General features: G+C 65.6%; 15 protein-coding genes. 10 read left to right on the plus strand and 5 right to left on the minus strand.

What is annotated here, in order from left to right; all coding sequences use genetic code 11:
- Window positions 1-170 precede the first annotated feature (170 nt).
- Both IPG14_RS07560 and IPG14_RS07565 read left to right on the plus strand, forming a co-directional pair.
- Window positions 171-410: a hypothetical protein gene (locus IPG14_RS07560; protein ID WP_343391398.1), complete on the plus strand. Its 240-nt coding sequence runs from the start codon at window positions 171-173 to the stop codon at window positions 408-410.
- A 15-nt stretch (window positions 411-425) separates the two neighbouring features.
- On the plus strand, window positions 426-653 hold the full coding sequence (locus IPG14_RS07565; protein ID WP_343391615.1) for a hypothetical protein: 228 nt from the start codon (window positions 426-428) through the stop codon (window positions 651-653).
- A gap of 8 nt (window positions 654-661) precedes the next feature.
- On the opposite strand, the gene IPG14_RS07570 is transcribed toward IPG14_RS07565, so the two are convergent.
- Genes IPG14_RS07570 through IPG14_RS07580 form a run of 3 tightly spaced genes read right to left on the minus strand, consistent with a single transcriptional unit; the run spans window position 662 to window position 2,830 of the window.
- Window positions 662-1,267, minus strand: coding sequence for an alpha/beta fold hydrolase (locus IPG14_RS07570; RefSeq protein WP_343391616.1), 606 nt, complete (start codon window positions 1,265-1,267; stop codon window positions 662-664).
- A gap of 19 nt (window positions 1,268-1,286) precedes the next feature.
- Window positions 1,287-2,240: a class II fructose-bisphosphatase gene (gene glpX / locus IPG14_RS07575; protein ID WP_343389116.1), complete on the minus strand. Its 954-nt coding sequence runs from the start codon at window positions 2,238-2,240 to the stop codon at window positions 1,287-1,289.
- 32 nt (window positions 2,241-2,272) lie between these two features.
- Entirely contained in the window at window positions 2,273-2,830 is a 558-nt protein-coding gene (locus IPG14_RS07580; protein ID WP_343391399.1) for an HD domain-containing protein, read from the minus strand.
- Between the two features lie 158 nt (window positions 2,831-2,988).
- Between IPG14_RS07580 and IPG14_RS07585 the strand changes: the two genes are divergently transcribed.
- From IPG14_RS07585 to IPG14_RS07610, 6 genes are all read left to right on the plus strand, one after another.
- Window positions 2,989-3,720: a hypothetical protein gene (locus IPG14_RS07585; protein WP_343391400.1), complete on the plus strand. Its 732-nt coding sequence runs from the start codon at window positions 2,989-2,991 to the stop codon at window positions 3,718-3,720.
- Window positions 3,721-3,796: 76 nt separating this feature from the next.
- Entirely contained in the window at window positions 3,797-4,876 is a 1,080-nt protein-coding gene (locus IPG14_RS07590; protein ID WP_343391401.1) for a DUF2332 domain-containing protein, read from the plus strand.
- 124 nt (window positions 4,877-5,000) lie between these two features.
- Entirely contained in the window at window positions 5,001-5,795 is a 795-nt protein-coding gene (locus IPG14_RS07595) for a hypothetical protein (protein ID WP_343391402.1), read from the plus strand.
- 162 nt (window positions 5,796-5,957) lie between these two features.
- Window positions 5,958-7,529, plus strand: a complete 1,572-nt coding sequence (locus IPG14_RS07600) for a sigma-70 family RNA polymerase sigma factor (protein WP_343391403.1) — start codon at window positions 5,958-5,960, stop codon at window positions 7,527-7,529.
- A 180-nt stretch (window positions 7,530-7,709) separates the two neighbouring features.
- Complete coding sequence (locus IPG14_RS07605) at window positions 7,710-8,036, plus strand: hypothetical protein (protein WP_343391404.1); 327 nt, start codon at window positions 7,710-7,712, stop codon at window positions 8,034-8,036.
- Window positions 8,037-8,234: 198 nt separating this feature from the next.
- Complete coding sequence (locus IPG14_RS07610; RefSeq protein WP_343391405.1) at window positions 8,235-10,679, plus strand: V-type H(+)-translocating pyrophosphatase; 2,445 nt, start codon at window positions 8,235-8,237, stop codon at window positions 10,677-10,679.
- Window positions 10,680-10,757: 78 nt separating this feature from the next.
- On the opposite strand, the gene IPG14_RS07615 is transcribed toward IPG14_RS07610, so the two are convergent.
- On the minus strand, window positions 10,758-11,438 hold the full coding sequence (locus tag IPG14_RS07615) for a hypothetical protein (protein ID WP_343391406.1): 681 nt from the start codon (window positions 11,436-11,438) through the stop codon (window positions 10,758-10,760).
- A gap of 144 nt (window positions 11,439-11,582) precedes the next feature.
- Window positions 11,583-12,242, minus strand: coding sequence for a ribulose-phosphate 3-epimerase (gene rpe, locus IPG14_RS07620; protein WP_343389042.1), 660 nt, complete (start codon window positions 12,240-12,242; stop codon window positions 11,583-11,585).
- Between the two features lie 63 nt (window positions 12,243-12,305).
- On the opposite strand from rpe, the gene IPG14_RS07625 reads away from it, so the two are divergent.
- Window positions 12,306-13,145, plus strand: coding sequence for a DegV family protein (locus tag IPG14_RS07625; protein WP_343391407.1), 840 nt, complete (start codon window positions 12,306-12,308; stop codon window positions 13,143-13,145).
- Window positions 13,142-15,664, plus strand: coding sequence for an ATP-dependent DNA helicase RecG (gene recG, locus IPG14_RS07630; RefSeq protein WP_343391408.1), 2,523 nt, complete (start codon window positions 13,142-13,144; stop codon window positions 15,662-15,664). Before IPG14_RS07625 ends, recG begins: the two co-directional genes overlap by 4 nt.
- Window positions 15,665-15,692: the final 28 nt, after the last annotated feature.

Raw genomic sequence — 15,692 nt, forward strand, 5'->3', positions numbered from 1 at the left:
CTTTTGCACGGCCGTGGATCGCCTCTTTACGGTGCCACTCCGCATACGGCGTTTCGCTCTTTCGGCTTTCCTCAGGCCCCCGGACATCCTCTCGGCCCCCGCTCGGCCGATACGCTCGCGAAAGGCGCCTTTCCCGTCCAATGCGGCGCCACCGCTATCATTCCAACTCGATGCTACGCCGCTTGCTCGTCTTTCCAGTCCTCTTCGGTTTCGCCGCGCTCGCCGCTTCCTGCGGCGGCAGCGATTCACCGGCGTCTACGGCACAACCGGATGCGGCGGTTCGCGCCACCGAATCGACCCCAGGTGCCTCGCTCGAAGCCGCGTCGCCGTCGTCGGTCGACCCGTCACGGTTTGTCTTCGGCGCATCGCCGGGCAAACCGGTGGTCTACTGGATCCACACCGACTGGTGAACGACCTGCAAGAAGATCCGGCCCGTGTGGCCGGCGCTACAGGCCGAATACGGCGCCGACGTCCAGCTCATCCAGGTTGACCGTGATTCCGATGCCGGTCGCAAGTTCTCGGAAAGCTACCGCATCAACTACCAGCCAGGGTTCGTCGTCCTCGATGCAGCCGGGAAGGTGACCTACGCCGCCCTTGGCCCCTACACGCCCGATGAGGTACGCACGCTCGTGGAAAAGGCCGCCGCCAACTGAACCGGACGTCAGCCGCGGACGAATGCTCCCACTGCCTCAACCGTCTCCGACCACGTCTCTGCTTTCGCCCTGCCCGGCACTTGCAGGTCATGGTTGCCGCCCTCTATCCATCGGACCTGGATGGCAGTGCTGAGAGCGTACCCGGCGACGTCTTCACGGTTGCCGAAAGGGTCCCTGGTGCCCTGAACGATCAGCGTCGGCGTCCGGAGGCCTTCGAGGTGTGCCGTGCGCGTCCGTTCCGGCTTTCCCGGTGGGTGAAACGGATACCCCAGGCAGATGAGTCCGGCCGCCCCCATCTCGTCTGCGACCATGCTGGCCATGCGGCCGCCGAGCGATTTGCCGCCGATGAAGGGGCCCTCGACTCCACATTCGCGGATAGCTTGCCGCCAGGTATCCAGTAAGACTGCCTCGCGGTCGGGCGGCCGCGGCTTGCCGCTCTCACGTCTCGCCCGCATGTAGGGAAACTCGAACCTGAGTACGTGAACCCCCCGCGCCGCGAGCGCCTCAGACACAAACCCCAAGAACTCGGAGTCCATCGGCGCGCCTGCCCCGTGCGCCAGGACGAGCGTCTCTGGCGCGTGTGATGGACCGTTGCCGAGGAAGTCGATTGCCAGTCCGGCCTCGAGTCGTGAATCAGTTGACCGTGTGGTCGAGACCCTGGAGCTTCCGCCAGTGGTGCTCGGTCCGGATTCGGCGGATCGTCCCGGAGCGTGAACGCATGACGAGCGACTCGCTCACGGCGCCTCCGGCGGTGTATTCAACGCCCTGGAGGAGGTCGCCACCGGTCACGCCGGTGGCCGCGAAGAACACGTCGTCGCCCTTCACCAGGTCTTCGATCCGCAGCACCTTCGTGAGGTCGATCCCCCGCTCCTCGGCCAGGCGCCGGTCATCGTCGTTTCGCGGCCATAGCCTCCCCTGGAAGTCCCCTTCCAGGCACTTCAGCGCACACGCGGCGACGACACCCTCAGGTGAACCGCCGATGCCCAGCATCATGTCGACACCCGCACTCGGGATGCCCGCTGAAACCGCCGCCGGGGCATCGCCGTCCGTGATGAACTTGATCCGTGCCCCGGCTGCCCGTACCTGGTCGGCGATGTCCGTGTTCCGGTCCCGGTCCAGGATGATGACCGTCACCTCCTCCACCGGGATGCCCTTGGCCCTCGCCACCTGGCGAATGTTCCAGTCCACCGGGGCCGAAAGGTCGATAGCGCCGCGAGCCTGCGGGCCTACCGCGATTTTCTCCATGTAGAACATCTCGTGGGGGTCGTAGAGCGTGCCCCGCGGTGCACACGCGATGACGCTCACCGCGCCCGGCCGCCCCTGGGCCGTGAGCCGGGTGCCCTCCAGCGGGTCCACCGCTACGTCCACCTGGGGTCCGTGGCCGTTGCCTACGCGCTCGCCGTTGAACAGCATCGGCGCTTCGTCCTTTTCGCCTTCGCCGATCACGATAACGCCGTCCATGTCGACCGTGTCGAGCATCATCCGCATGGCGTCGACTGCCGCCTGATCGGCGCCGATCTTGTCGCCGCGGCCCATCCACTTCGCCGCTGCTACCGCCGCAGCCTCCGTTACCCGCACCAGTTCCATCGCGATGTTTCGGTCGGGGACACGTTCGTTTCTCAAGGGTTCACTCCGAGTTTTTCTGCCACCGGTTTGAGCGCTTCCGCCACAAATCGGATGTGTTCGTCGAGCTCCACGCCCAGGTCTTTCGCTCCGTTTACCAGGTCGTCCCGGCTCACGCTCCGGGCGAACGCCTTGTCCTTCATCTTCTTCCGCACCGATGCCGGCTCGATCGAAGCGAGCGACTTGTCCGGCTTCACCAGCGCGCAGGCCGTGACGAACCCCGAAAGTTCGTCGCAAGCGTAAATCGCGCGGTCCATTTTCGAGGTGTACTCCATCCCCAGGAACGGCGCGTGGCAAAGGATGGCATACCGGATGTCGGCGGGCACGCCGCGCGCCTCGAGGAGCACAGATCCGGCCTTCGGATGGAGGTCTTCAGTCGGATGAATTTCCCAATCGAAGTCATGCAGGAGGCCGGTAATGCCCCACTTCTCCTCGTCCTCGTGCAACAGCCGCGCGTATGCCCGCATGACGGCTTCCACGGCGATGCCGTGCCTTCGCGTGCGTTCTTCCTGCGAGTATTCGACGAGGATGTCCCACGCTGCGTCCCGATGCATCGGTGCCTGCTCGATTCCGGCGAAAGTTCGCGGAGGAATGGTAGCGAGTGCGGACGGAAGACACCAAGACGCGGCAGGATCGCAGCGCGGTTTCGCTCGCCACTCGAGCAACTGTTCACTGCTTTCCTTCGGATCGCCCGGCCAGTAGGGTATTGGACATGTACCGCACCCTGGATGCGGCGCGGCTCGTCGCCACAATCAAGGTCCTCGAGCGCCGAATCCGCGAACGGTTCCCGGGCGCCGGCCTCGCGGCCGTTTGTTGTGAGTTGGCCGACGCAGCCGGTGAAGCACAGGCACGCGCGGCAGCCATCGCGAAGCCAGACCTGCGGCTGCGCGCGTTGGTCGCTGGCATCCTCGTCGCGGGTTTCGTCCTCCTCTTGGCTCTTACCATCGTGATGATGTCGGGATTGCACACGAGCAATGACCTTTTCGACACGGTCCAGGGTATCGACAGCGCCTTCAACATCGTGCTGCTCATGGGGGCGAGTCTCTTCTTTTTGGTCCGCCTTGAAGACCGCAAGCGGCGCTCTCGCGTCCTTTCGGCCCTCCACGAATTACGCTCGATCGTTCACGTTATTGACATGCACCAGCTCACCAAGGACGCGGGTTCGGGCGTCTCCGCGAGTGTCCCGACCGCTTCGTCGCCCGTAAGAAACCTGTCTTCGGAACAGCTTCTCCGTTACTTGGACTACTGCAGCGAGTTGCTCTCACTGACTTCAAAGGTCGCGGCCATCTACGCGCAGAGTTATCCGGACCCCGTCGTCACGGATGCAGTGACCGACCTGGAGGGCACCGCGACGGGCCTCAGCCAGAAGATATGGCAGAAAATCAACATCATCCACCGAGACCTCGACGCGGCGGGACATCGCGCCCGGGCGCCCGGCGTCTGATTTCGGCCGCAAGCCTCTTCTCGCTTAGGCGACCGTGCCGTGCCGTCCCGGAGACCTTGTATACAATCTGTCCCGGATGGACCGCCAACGCCTCGTCGCACTCTTTCGCAACTGGAGCGACATCGAAGCCGTCGCGAACCTCTCGCCCCTCTACCAGCTTCTCGGGAATGCTGTCGCTGCAGACGAAGAACTCCTCGACCTGGCCGCGGAGGCGCTCCCGGGCCAACCCCCGCCGAACGTCCTTTTTGCCGCGGTCCACGCCCGGCTCGCCCAACATCTCGATCATCCTCTCGCCGCTTACTACGGCACCCTCGGCGGCTCCCGGGCGGCCGCTCCCGAAGCGGTCGGCCTGTTCCGCGAGTTCTGCATCTCTCGCCGCCGCGAACTCCTGCCCGTTGTTCGCGCGCGTCTCGTCCAGACCAACGAAGTCCGCCGGTCGGCCGTCTTGCTCCCCGCTTTTGCCTCTGTCGCGGAGGACGCCGGCCAGCCGCTCGCCCTCTTCGAGATCGGACCTAGCGCCGGGCTGAACCTGCTCTTTGATCGGTACCGCTACCGCTACGGCACGACCGAACTGGGCTCCCCGGAATCCCCCGTGCTCCTCGTGTCCGAGCCTCGCGGTGCGCCCCCCGAAGTGCTCATGCCGGCCGTGGCGTCCCGCCTCGGCATCGACATCAACCCGCTCGATGTCCGGGACCCGGATGACGTGGCCTGGCTCAAGGCACTGCTCTGGCCGGAGCACACCGACCGAATGGCACTCCTCGAAGCCGCCCTTTCGGTCGCCCGCCAGTCTCCGCCGGAACTCCTCCGGGGTGATCTGTTCGAACTCCTCCCGCCCCGCATCAACGCAACTCCGCCGCACCAGGTCGTTTGCATTTTCGCGACCTTCGTCCTGAACCAGTTCTCCCCTGCGATGCTGGCCAGCCTCCGGAACATGCTTGTCGAACTCTCGGTCTCGCGCCCGGTCTACCTTGTTGTCATGGGTTTCACCGAATTCATCGAGCCTGGAACGCCATGGATCGGCGATGCCCAGGTCTGGGTGCTCCGCCTTCGCGGTGGCAGCGGGGAATACCGCCTTGCTTCGATCGCGAACCCCCACGGGCGGTGGCTCGATTGGCGTCCGGATTCCCCGTGGAATCCCTGGCGCCCGGAGTACTGAGCCGACCAGGCGCCCTCCCTGAGCCCCAACAGCGGCGTGCCCGGCGCTTTCATCTTTCCGCGCAGCAACGCACACTCGATCTTCTGTGAACGCCGAGGCTCTCCCTTACACCCTGCTGCTCATAATGGCCGAACTCAGCATAGGCAGTCTCTGGATCACGCTCGGGAGTGACCTGCGCGGTGGCGTCACGCGCGGCTTCGTGATGACGATGGCCCTCTCCGTGGCGATCGCCGCCGGCCTCGCCTACTGGACCGCCTCGGGCATCGCCATTGGCAAGGAGATCGATGGCTACCGCATCGACGCCGACCCGTTCGACGACATAAAGCGGGCCTTCATGGTCGTAGTCGTCACCAGTGCGGTCTACATGTTCTGTGTGTTCATGGGCTGGGACCCAATTGGCCGCCTCTTCGGCATTGCTGGCTCGGTCGCCGGCGTCCTTGCCGTGGTGCTGCTCGCCGTCCTGCTCGCCCCTCCAACCTGGGGCTTTCCCGGCTCCTTCCTCGCGCTGCTTGGGGGCACCGTCGCCCTCGGGGCAGTCTCCGTCTCCATGGTCTGGGGGCACTGGTACCTCACCGAAGGCGCACTCCCATCGTGGCCACTCCGCGACCTGGACGTCGTCCTCCTGGCAGCTCTTGGCCTCCAGGTCGCCGTCCTCGCCGTGAACCTCTTCATCCCCGTTCGCGAAACGCCAACGCCCTCGAACCCGATCGACGTGAGCATCTTCGCCAATCCGGCGCTCTACCTCCGCATCGGAGTCGGACTGGTCTTCCCCATCATCCTCGGAGTCCTTTCCTACAAGACGACCCAGATGAAAGCCATGCAAAGCGCCACCGGGCTGCTCTACATCGCCATGGGTGCGGTCTTCTGCGGCGAGGTCCTCGCGAAGGGACTCCTCTTCCTCACCGGCAAGCCGCTCTAGTACCAGTCGCCGGAAGGCTGCCGGACGTCCCGTCCGGGAGTCGCTTCATCCGTAACAGGTTGACAAAACGCGGTAAATACCGTTCAACTATCGCCCGTTCACCCTCGACTGGCCGTCGCAGCTGGCCGGTTCGGGCGTTGAATGCGGTGGGGTTGGGTTGACATGGTAGTCGCGACGCGGCTGGCTTCGGATGATGAGCTCGTCCGTCGTGCGCGCGCCGGTGATTCCACCGCCCTGGGTGTCCTTTACAGCCGCTACTTCGACAGCGTTTACGACTTCCTCTTACGCACGCTGCGGGACCCTGCCGCCGCAGAAGACGCCGCCCAGGACACCTTCATCAAGGCTGCCAGGTCCCTGGAGACGCTTGCCAGCGCCGAACGATTCAAGAGCTGGCTATTCACCATCGCTCGGCGCACCGCACTCAATCAGCTTCGGAGCGACCGTGCCGCCATGCTCTTCAGCGGGGTCCCAGGCTGCGAAGAGCACCAGCTGGAAGTCGTCGATGAGGACCGCTTCGGCGATCCCGCCTCCGCTGCGGAGGCCGCCGCTCTCGGGTCGGTCGTTTGGGCCGCCGCCGCCGGACTCGACCCCGCCAGCTACGCCGTCCTCGACCTGCACCTCCGCCAGGGCTTCGATTCGCCCGAGATCGCCGAGGCGTTGGGCATCACCCGCAATCATGCTGCCGTGAAGCTCAATCGCGTGAAGGAGACCATGCGGCGGTCCGTTACCGCGCTGTACATGCTCCAGTCCGGCCGCCGCCACTGTCCCGCGCTCGATGCAGAGCTCCGCGTCGCTGGTGCGGACCGGTTCACCCCGGCTGTCCGGAAGGGCATCGAGCGTCACGCCGCTGGTTGTGCCTCATGCCGCGAAGCCCAGATGAAGATCGTCTCGCCCGAATCCGTCTTCAGCGCGCTCGCCGTGGTCCCATTGAGTGCGGACATCGCCGCGAAGGTCGGCCTGGCTCTCGGGCTGACGGTCGCTGCGGGTTCCGCCGCCGGGGCCGGGGGCTCGGCTGCAACCGCCGGCGCCGGCGCCGCAGGAGCCGGAGTCGGCACCACCCCGATCGCGGTTGCCGCCGGGGTTGCGGCGCTCGTCGTCGGGTCAGCGCTCGCCGCGCTGGCCGTCCTCAATCCCTTCGCCGGCGAGACCCGGCCCATCGGTGCTGTCCAGGCCAGTGCCGCCCAGGAGCTGCCGCCGTCACCGGTGTCACCGACACCAACCACGCCGCCGGGTTCGGTGGCCGAGATCGCCGGGGTTGCCAGCTCTCCTCCCGCCCGCCTCGTCGCCATACCCGCCCCCTCTTCGGTTGTCGCTCCGCCGGCTTCGCCCACTCCGCCGCAGGCTACGCCCCAACCCACCGCGGAGCCTCTCCCAACGACGCCGGCTGCGGCGCCGCCGCCGTCCGAATCTCCCACACCTGCGCCGCCGCTGCCGCCGCCAGACCTGGTCCGATTCGTCGCACCACCTGCACCACCGCCGCCGCCACCGGCACGGCCTTCCCCGCCTGCAATCGCGACGACTCCTCTCGCGACTCCTTCCCCAGTGCCGCCCACGCCAACCTCGACGCCCGCCGTAGCGACACCGACCCCGGCGCCGGCGTCATGCCTGCCAGAAAAGGCGCAAGCCATTGTGTGTCCCGTTGGGCGTTCCGACGGCCCGCCCGGTAATTCCGACTCGTCCGGGAAGAATGGCAAGGGGAACTCCGGGATGCCGCCCGGCCAGCAGAAGAAATAGCAGGTCTTGCGAATCCGTTCTCGGATCCCGCCGCCGGGATCCTCGGCGTGCTGCCGGCTCCGACGTAAAGACCCGCGGAATTCTCGTTCGGTCCGGTAATCGGTGGCGCCCGCCGGTGTCTAAACAGTGGAGGGCGTGCTCTGGCGACGGCAAACCCGACCACGAGAAGGCGAGGACGCGATGGCCGTGATGCAAGACATGACGCAGAGGCCGAACCCTGGGACGGACGGCTGGGTCGAGCACTGGCTCGACCGCTACTGCCCCCCGGATGAACACCGGTATCGCGCCTTCGACCGCTACCGGGTGACCTGCGCCGTTTGCGGCAAGAACGCGCTACTCGGCCGCCGAACTTGCATGATCTGCGAAATCCCTGGCGAACACGGCGCCAGGCTTATCCACGGAGCCGGCTCGGGTCACGGTCTCGAGGGCAAGCTCTGCGGTCCATGCCTCGACGACCTGCGCAGCCGGGGAGCAGTCCGGGGATGGTCGCTCGCCGAAACAGGGTGAGTCGCCCGGTCGCGGACTGCCCGGACTGCGGCTCAACCGTCCTGTCGGCCCCTCCCGGATCTTTCTCGGAAATTTCCCTTTAGCCTTCCCGCTGATAGAGTGGCGGACGCTTTCGGCGCGTCAATCAGGGCGGCCGGTGGCTCCGTGTGCTCGGGAGTTTGCACGGGGCTGCAAGCACATTCCGGAGGGGAGAACCCAATGCTCCTGGCCCAGATCATGATCCCCGCGGCAAGCGCCGCGGCGGTCCTGTTTGCGATCTGGCTTGCCTTTGACGTCCTCAAGCGGGACAAAGGCACCGCATCCATGCAGGAAATCGCGGGCACGATTCTCGAAGGCGCCAACGCCTTCCTGAACCGCCAGTACCGCACCATCGCCATCATGGCCGTCGTTACCTCCGTTGTGGTGGCGGCAATCGTTGGCATCTTCAAGGACTCCGTCGAAGTCGGTGTCCTGACTGGAGCAGCGTTCATCGTTGGCGCACTCGCCTCCGGTGTCTCTGGCTACATCGGGATGTCCATCGCAGTTCGAGCCAACGGTCGTACTGCCGCTGCTGCCAACAACAGCCTCGCCGACGCCATCAACTCAGCCCTTCGCGGCGGCGCCGTCAGCGGCTTCCTCGTGGTGGCGCTGAGCCTCATCGGCGTCTCAAGCATGTTCGCCATCTACAGCCGCGTGCTCGGCCATCCCATTGACGAAACGCCGTTCCTCATCGTTGGCTTCGGCTTCGGCGCCAGCTTCGTCGCCCTCTTCGCACAGCTCGGCGGCGGTATCTACACCAAGGCTGCCGACGTCGGCGCCGACCTCGTCGGCAAAGTCGAGGCCGGTATCCCCGAAGACGACCCGCGCAACGCGGCCGTCGTTGCAGACCTCGTGGGCGACAACGTCGGCGACTGCGCCGGCCGCGGCGCCGACCTCTTCGAATCCATGTCCGCCGAAAACATCGGCGCGATGATCCTCGGCGTCGCCATCTTCACCGCGACCAACCGCGTCGAGTGGATCATGTTCCCACTCGTCCTCCGCTCTTTCGGCGTCTTCGCCACCATCATCGGCATGCTCACCGTCCCGTTCTGGGCGAAGCGCATCAGCGACCCCATGGGCGCCCTCAACGGCGGCTACTGGACCATCACCGTCCTCAGCATTCTCGGCCTCGGCGTCTGCACCAAGGTCATGCTTGAAGACGTCTGGTACTGGTTCTTCTTCTGCGGCCTCATAGGCATCGCGACCGGTATCGCATTCGTCTACATCACCCAGTACTACACCGCCGGCGCCTGGCGGCCGGTGCAGGAGATCGCCCGCGCGAGCCGCACCGGTTCCGCGACGAACATGATCATCGGTACGGCAGTGGGCTTCGAAACCACCGCCGTCACCGCCGTCACCGTCGGCCTCGCGCTCGTCGCCTCGTTCGTCCTCGGAAGCCAGGCAGACCTCGATAACGTCAACAGCGTTTCTGTCGGCGTCTTCGGCACCGCCTGCGCCACTATGGGCATGCTCATGTCGGCCGCTTACGTGCTCGCCATGGATACCTTCGGGCCTATCACCGATAACGCCGGCGGCATCAACGAAATGGCGACGGACTCCAAGCCGGAAGCCCGCGAAATCACCGACAAGCTCGATGCCGTCGGCAACACCACCAAGGCCCTCACCAAGGGTTACGCGGTGGGCTCCGCCGCCCTCGCGGCGTTCCTGCTTTTCACCGCCTTCCTCGATGAGGTCAGGCTCGAATTCGGCAAGATCGCAGGCAAAGACCCGGAGCGTTACGCAGAGCTCGTCCAGGACCTTGGCATTATCTTCGATGGTGACGATGTCAAGGCCGCGGCGGCGAACGCCATCAAGGACCACGTCGAAAACCTTGAGGCCGTCCGCAGCGAAGTCAACGATGACGACAAGCTCAACGAAATCACCATCGACACGCTCGCCGTCGCCGACCAGCAGGAACGCGACGCAATTGTCGGCAAGAAGGTTGATGACGGAGACCTCACCGCTGATCAGGCGGCCGCACTCTCCGCCAGCCCAATCCCGCTTCCTCGCGTCATGCCAATCAACCTGGGCAAGGTCGAAGTGTTCGTCGGAGCACTCCTCGGCGTGATGCTGGCCTTCCTCTTCAGCTCCCTCGCCATCCGCGCGGTCGGCAAGACCGCCGGGTCGATCATCGAAGAGGTTCGCCGCCAGTTCCGGGAAAGCCCCGGCATCATGACCGGCGAGGTCCGCCCGGACTACACCCGCGCGGTCGACATCACAACGTCTGCTGCGCTCCGTGAGATGGTGATGCCCGGCATTCTCGCCGTCGGCCTGCCCATCGCCACGGGCGTCATCTTCCGCTACGCCTTTGGCGGAGACGGTAACGAAGGCTGGCTCGCCGTCGCCGGAATGCTGATGGTCGGCACCATCGGTGGCGTCCTTCTCGCGACCTACCTGAACAACGCGGGTGGCGCCTGGGACAACGCCAAGAAGTTCATCGAGTCCGGTGGCCTGAAAGACGAGAACGGCAACGTCCTCGGCAAGGGTAGCGACACACACGCCGCCGCCGTCGTCGGCGACACCGTCGGTGACCCGTTCAAGGACACTGCTGGCCCGGCGCTCCACGTGCTCGTGAAGCTCCTCAGCACCATTACCCTCGTGCTTGCTCCGCTGTTCATCAGCTAGGGCCACACACCAGCCAACCAACTCGAAGGCCGGGAGCAATCCCGGCCTTCGTCTTTGTGCTGGGGTCCGTGGCCTGCCCTACGGGCGCAGGACTGGATTCGGGTTGATGAGCTCCGGCGGGCCGGGCATGTCGTCCTCGTACATGCCGTCCTTCGGTGTCTCTGTGCCGTACGTATCGTCGGCGTGTTCGCCCTTGTCCTGGCCGCCGCTCGCGCCGCCGCTGCCGTGCCCGCGCATTTGGTCCAGGATGTCCCCGCCGTTGCCGTCGAAGCCACCTCCGGTCCCGGTGCCGTCGTCGTAGGCTTGGCCGATATCGCTCGGGTTGTAGTGCGGGATGAGCCCATCGCCGTTGCCGCTCACGTATTTCCCGATGAAGTTGTCCCAAAACTCCTCCTCTGGCTTGGACATCTCGCCGGCGTACTTCCTGATCATCTCCTTGATCTTTTCCGGCGTCATGGGGCCATCGGACGAGGAAGGATCGTCCGGGTTTGGGTTGTCGTCGAAGGTGTAGGACCACTGTTCACCGTCGGCTTCGGTGCCCCAGGCGTAGAGTTTGCCGTTGTTGTCCTGCCAGATCTCGATGACACTCCCGTCTTCGTTGTGGTACTCGATGATGTGGGTGTCGGCGTGCGCCGGCTGGGCGCTTCCGGACGTGGCGAACATGACAGTGCCAACGAAGGTTGCGATCGCCGCGGAAACGATGCTCCGCGGAAGGCGCTGCAGCCGCCATGTTCGAAGTTGGAAGATTGCTGTGTGCATTGGATCTGCTCCCATTTGCGTGCTGGGAGTTAGACCCGCGAGTGCCGAGACTCTTACACAGGCCGTCTCCGGCCTCTTTCCTGAGACCGGAGTGCGAACCGGGGAGCGACCTGCAGCGCCCGGCCAACTTTCGCCAATCTCTGCCTACCCGGCCGCCCGCCGCAGCTCCGCGATGTTCTCTGCCACCGGCTTTGCCGGGTTGTAAACCGAACTCCCGCACACCACGACGTTCGCTCCCGCGCGGACGCACTGGGCGATATTCCCCGTCTTCACCCCGCCGTCGATCTCGATCTCAGCCGGAAAGCCGCCAGCATCGAGCAGCCTGCGGATGCGCGCCACCTTCTCGAGCTGAGCCGGGATCATCTGCTGGCCGCCCCAACCTGGGTTGATCGTCATTACCATCACCTGGTCCAGGTCCGGAAACGACTCTTCGATCGCCCCGATCGGCGTGCCGGGGTTGATGCAGACGCCCGCGCGTTTGCCCATCCTCCGGATCGTATCGAGTGTCCGGTTGATGTGGGGCGAGACTTCGATGTGGACGTTGATGGTGTCCGCGGTCTCGGCGTACTGCTCGATGAGACGTTCCGGTTCTACGCACATCAGGTGAATGTCGAACGGCAACCGTGTGACCTTCCGGAGCGCATCGACCACCACCGCTCCGAACGTAATGTTCGGTACGAACCGGCCGTCCATCACGTCCAGGTGGAGCATGTCGGCCCCGCCGAGTTCGGCCGCCCGCACTTCCTCCGCGAGCCGGCCGAAGTCCGCGGTCAGGATCGAAGGAGCAATCTTCACCAACGCCATGCCACCTATTCTACGGGTTCGCGCGAGACCGTTATACTATCCCGAGTAGGCATCTGATCATTTATGGCAGTCCGCATCGTCACTGACTCAACCTGCGACCTACCTTCGGCCCTCGTCCAGGCCCACGGGATCACCGTCGTCCCGCTCACGGTCTTCTTCGGCGATGAAGCTCGCCTCGATGGTGTCGAAATCTCCGCGGGCGAATTCTACGATCGCCTTCGGGCATCATCCGAGCTCCCGAGAACCAGCCAGCCGTCCGTCGAACTCTTCCGCGAGACATACGAGCGAGTCGCGGCCGATGGCGACGAAATCGTCTCCATCCACCTCTCGTCGAAGCTCTCCGGGACGCTCAACGCTGCCTCTATCGCGCGCGAAGAAGTCGCCCCCCTGATCCACGTCGACCTCATCGATTCGTACCAGGTGAGCCTTGGGCTCGGACTGATCGTCCTCGAAGCAGCCCGCGCGGCGCAGTCAGGGGCGTCGCTGTCGGAAGTCGTCGCCACGGCGCGCCGTGCCATGGATCGCGTCTCCGTCCACGTCTACGTCGATACCCTCGAATACCTCCAGAAGGGCGGCCGCATCGGCAGGGCCAGGTCGTTTCTCGGCTCCGTCTTGAGCATCAAGCCCATCCTCAAGGTCGAAGACGGAGAAGTAGCGCCGTTCGAGCGCGTTCGGACGCACGCGAAGGCGCTCGCTCGCATGTACGAAATCGCCTCCTCCATGGCCCGTGCCCGCGAGATGTTCGTTGCCTATTCAGGGAACGAGGATGAGGCGCGCGACATGATCCAACAGCTGCGCCCGAGGCTTCCTCATACCGACCTCATCCTCGGCGAGATCGGGCCAGTTGTGGGCGTCTACGCCGGCCCTGGCGCCATCGGCATTGCGGCGCTGGAGCGAGAATGACGGCGGTCGCCGGCGCCGACACCCTCCGCCTGCGCCGTGTCTTCGAACTTGAGCGGGACCGTGGCTGCGACAACAAAGCAGTGATGGGCGGTCTCGACCGTATGCTCATCCAGATGGCCGAAGACGGCCTGATGACCACCGCCAGCCCGCTTGGCATCCGCTTCAAAGCCCTCCCTCGGGCCGGCTATCGTTCCCTTCCGGAAGACGAACGCCGGTCGTGGGTTGAGGCGACGATAGCCGCGTTGTCCACGTCACCGAGCTTCGCGCCCCCCGCCCGCCCGTCTGCGCCAGGTCGAGCGCAAACCGCCCGCCGGGCGACGGCACCCCGGGGGCGCGGGACAGGGCGACCAGTGTCGCAGCCCGGCGAAGAAGCCGGCGACGGCCGCGTCGCCCTCTCTGTGGCCGCGGGCTCTCTCCGCCTTGACTCTCCCCTGACACGCCTCCCCGGCGTCGGGAAGGCCGCCGCCGAACGCTTCGAACGGCTCGGCGTCACCACCGCCGCTGACGCCGTCTTCCTCTTCCCGCGCCGCTTCAACGACTTCACCGATGTCCGCAAGATCCGTGACCTTCGCCCCGGCTCGCAACCCCAAACCGTCGTCGGCACGGTGTTTTCGGTGAGCGAGGTCCGCTTCGGGCGGCGGGCGAGGGGGGCGCAGGCAGTCATCACCGATGGCTCGGGGCTCCTCAAAGCCATGTGGTGGAACATGCCCTATGTCGTCCGAGGGCTCCCTGAGGGAGCGCAAGTGGTCCTCTCCGGCCGTGTCCGCGAGTACCGGGGCCGTCTTCAATTGGAGAATCCCGAGTACGAGGTCTTCGACGAAGACACGATGTCGGCGGGGCGCATGGTCCCGGTCTATCCGGCAACGAGCGGTCTCGGCCAGCGGACGATCCGCAGGGCGGTGAAGGCCGCCGTCGAGGCCCTCGCTGCCGACGTCAACGACCCCATCCCCGATCGCGCGAGGGAGGCGGCGAAACTCCCGCCCATCGCTGATGCCATCCGCGCCTACCACTACCCGGAGAGCGAACCCGCCGCCGAGATCGCCCGCCGCCGCCTTGCACTCGGGGAATTCGTGGCCGTCCAGGCCGCGGTCCTCATGCGCCGCGCGGAATGGCAGGAGGACAACGACGCCCCCCGCCTTTCGCTCGAAGCCGAGAACGACGGCTTCTTGCAGTCCCTGCCGTTCGGGCTCACGCGGGCCCAGCAGCGCTGCATCGAGGAAATCGATTCCGACCTTCGCGGCCCCCACCCGATGTTGCGGCTCCTCCAGGGCGACGTCGGCTCGGGGAAGACGGTTGTCGCTTTCGCTTCGATGCTGGCAGCCGTCCGTTCGGGATTCCAGGCCGCCCTCATGGCACCAACCGAGATCCTCGCCGAACAACACTACCGCTCGTTTTCGCGCCTCCTCGGCGGAGACGAAGTCACCCCACTTGCAGGGGTCTTTGTCCCTCCCTGGCTCGGGAGGCCGCTCCGCGTCCTGTTGCTGACCGGGTCACTCACCGCGGCGCAGAAGCAACAGGTCCGCGGCGATGCGGCTCACGGTGGAGCGGACATCGTCATCGGGACCCACGCACTCCTCGAAGACGGCATGGAAATGCCACGCCTTGGCCTGGCCGTCGTCGATGAGCAGCACCGGTTCGGTGTCCTGCAGCGGGCCAAACTTCGCCAGAAGGGCCTCAATCCCCACCTCCTCGTGATGACCGCCACGCCGATTCCCCGCACTCTCGCTCTTACCGTATACGGTGACCTCGAAGTCTCGACCATCGATGAGATGCCGCCAGGGCGGAAGCCGATCAAGACGCGCTGGTATCAGCCCGGCGAGCGCGACGACGCCCATGCGTTTATCCGCAAACACCTCGATGCCGGCGAACAGGCGTACGTAATCTGTCCCCTCGTCGAGGAGTCTGAGACGCTCGATGTCCGCTCCGCGGAGGAAGAGTTCGAGCACCTGCGCAACGGCCCCCTGGCTGGATACTCCCTGGAACTGCTCCATGGCCGAATGCCGGGAAGGATGAAGGACGAAGTCATGGGCCGGTTCGGCCGCGGTGAGACGCAGGCACTCGTCTCGACGAGCGTGATCGAGGTCGGGATCGACGTCCCGAACGCTACCGTCATCGTCATCGAAGGCGCCGAACGCTTCGGCCTGAGCCAGCTCCACCAGTTCCGTGGCCGCGTCGGCCGCTCGGAGACCCAGAGCTACTGCCTTCTGTTCAGCAGTGAAGAAGACCCCGGCCCGGAGGCCCGCGAACGTCTCGAGGCCATGTGCCAGACCACCGACGGCTTCGAGCTTGCGGAGGTCGACCTGCGCATGCGCGGCGAGGGCGAGACATGGGGCCGCCTCCAGAGCGGCGCCAACACCATGCTCCGCGTCGCCCGTCTCACGGACCGCGAGATCTTGATCCAGGCACGCGAAATCGCCCGGTCAGTCCTCTCCCGTGACCCGCGCCTCCAGAAACCCGAAAACCACCCGCTTGCTGCCGCCGCGAAGCCGTTGCTCGAACGAGCGACCGAAGCAAATTGACCGGACTCCGATGCGCTGCCTCGCGCCA

Origin of the sequence: Candidatus Amarobacter glycogenicus, from assembly GCF_016704105.1 — a bacterium.
In the GTDB taxonomy this organism is placed as follows: Bacteria; Chloroflexota; Dehalococcoidia; order Tepidiformales; family Tepidiformaceae; genus Amarobacter; species Amarobacter glycogenicus.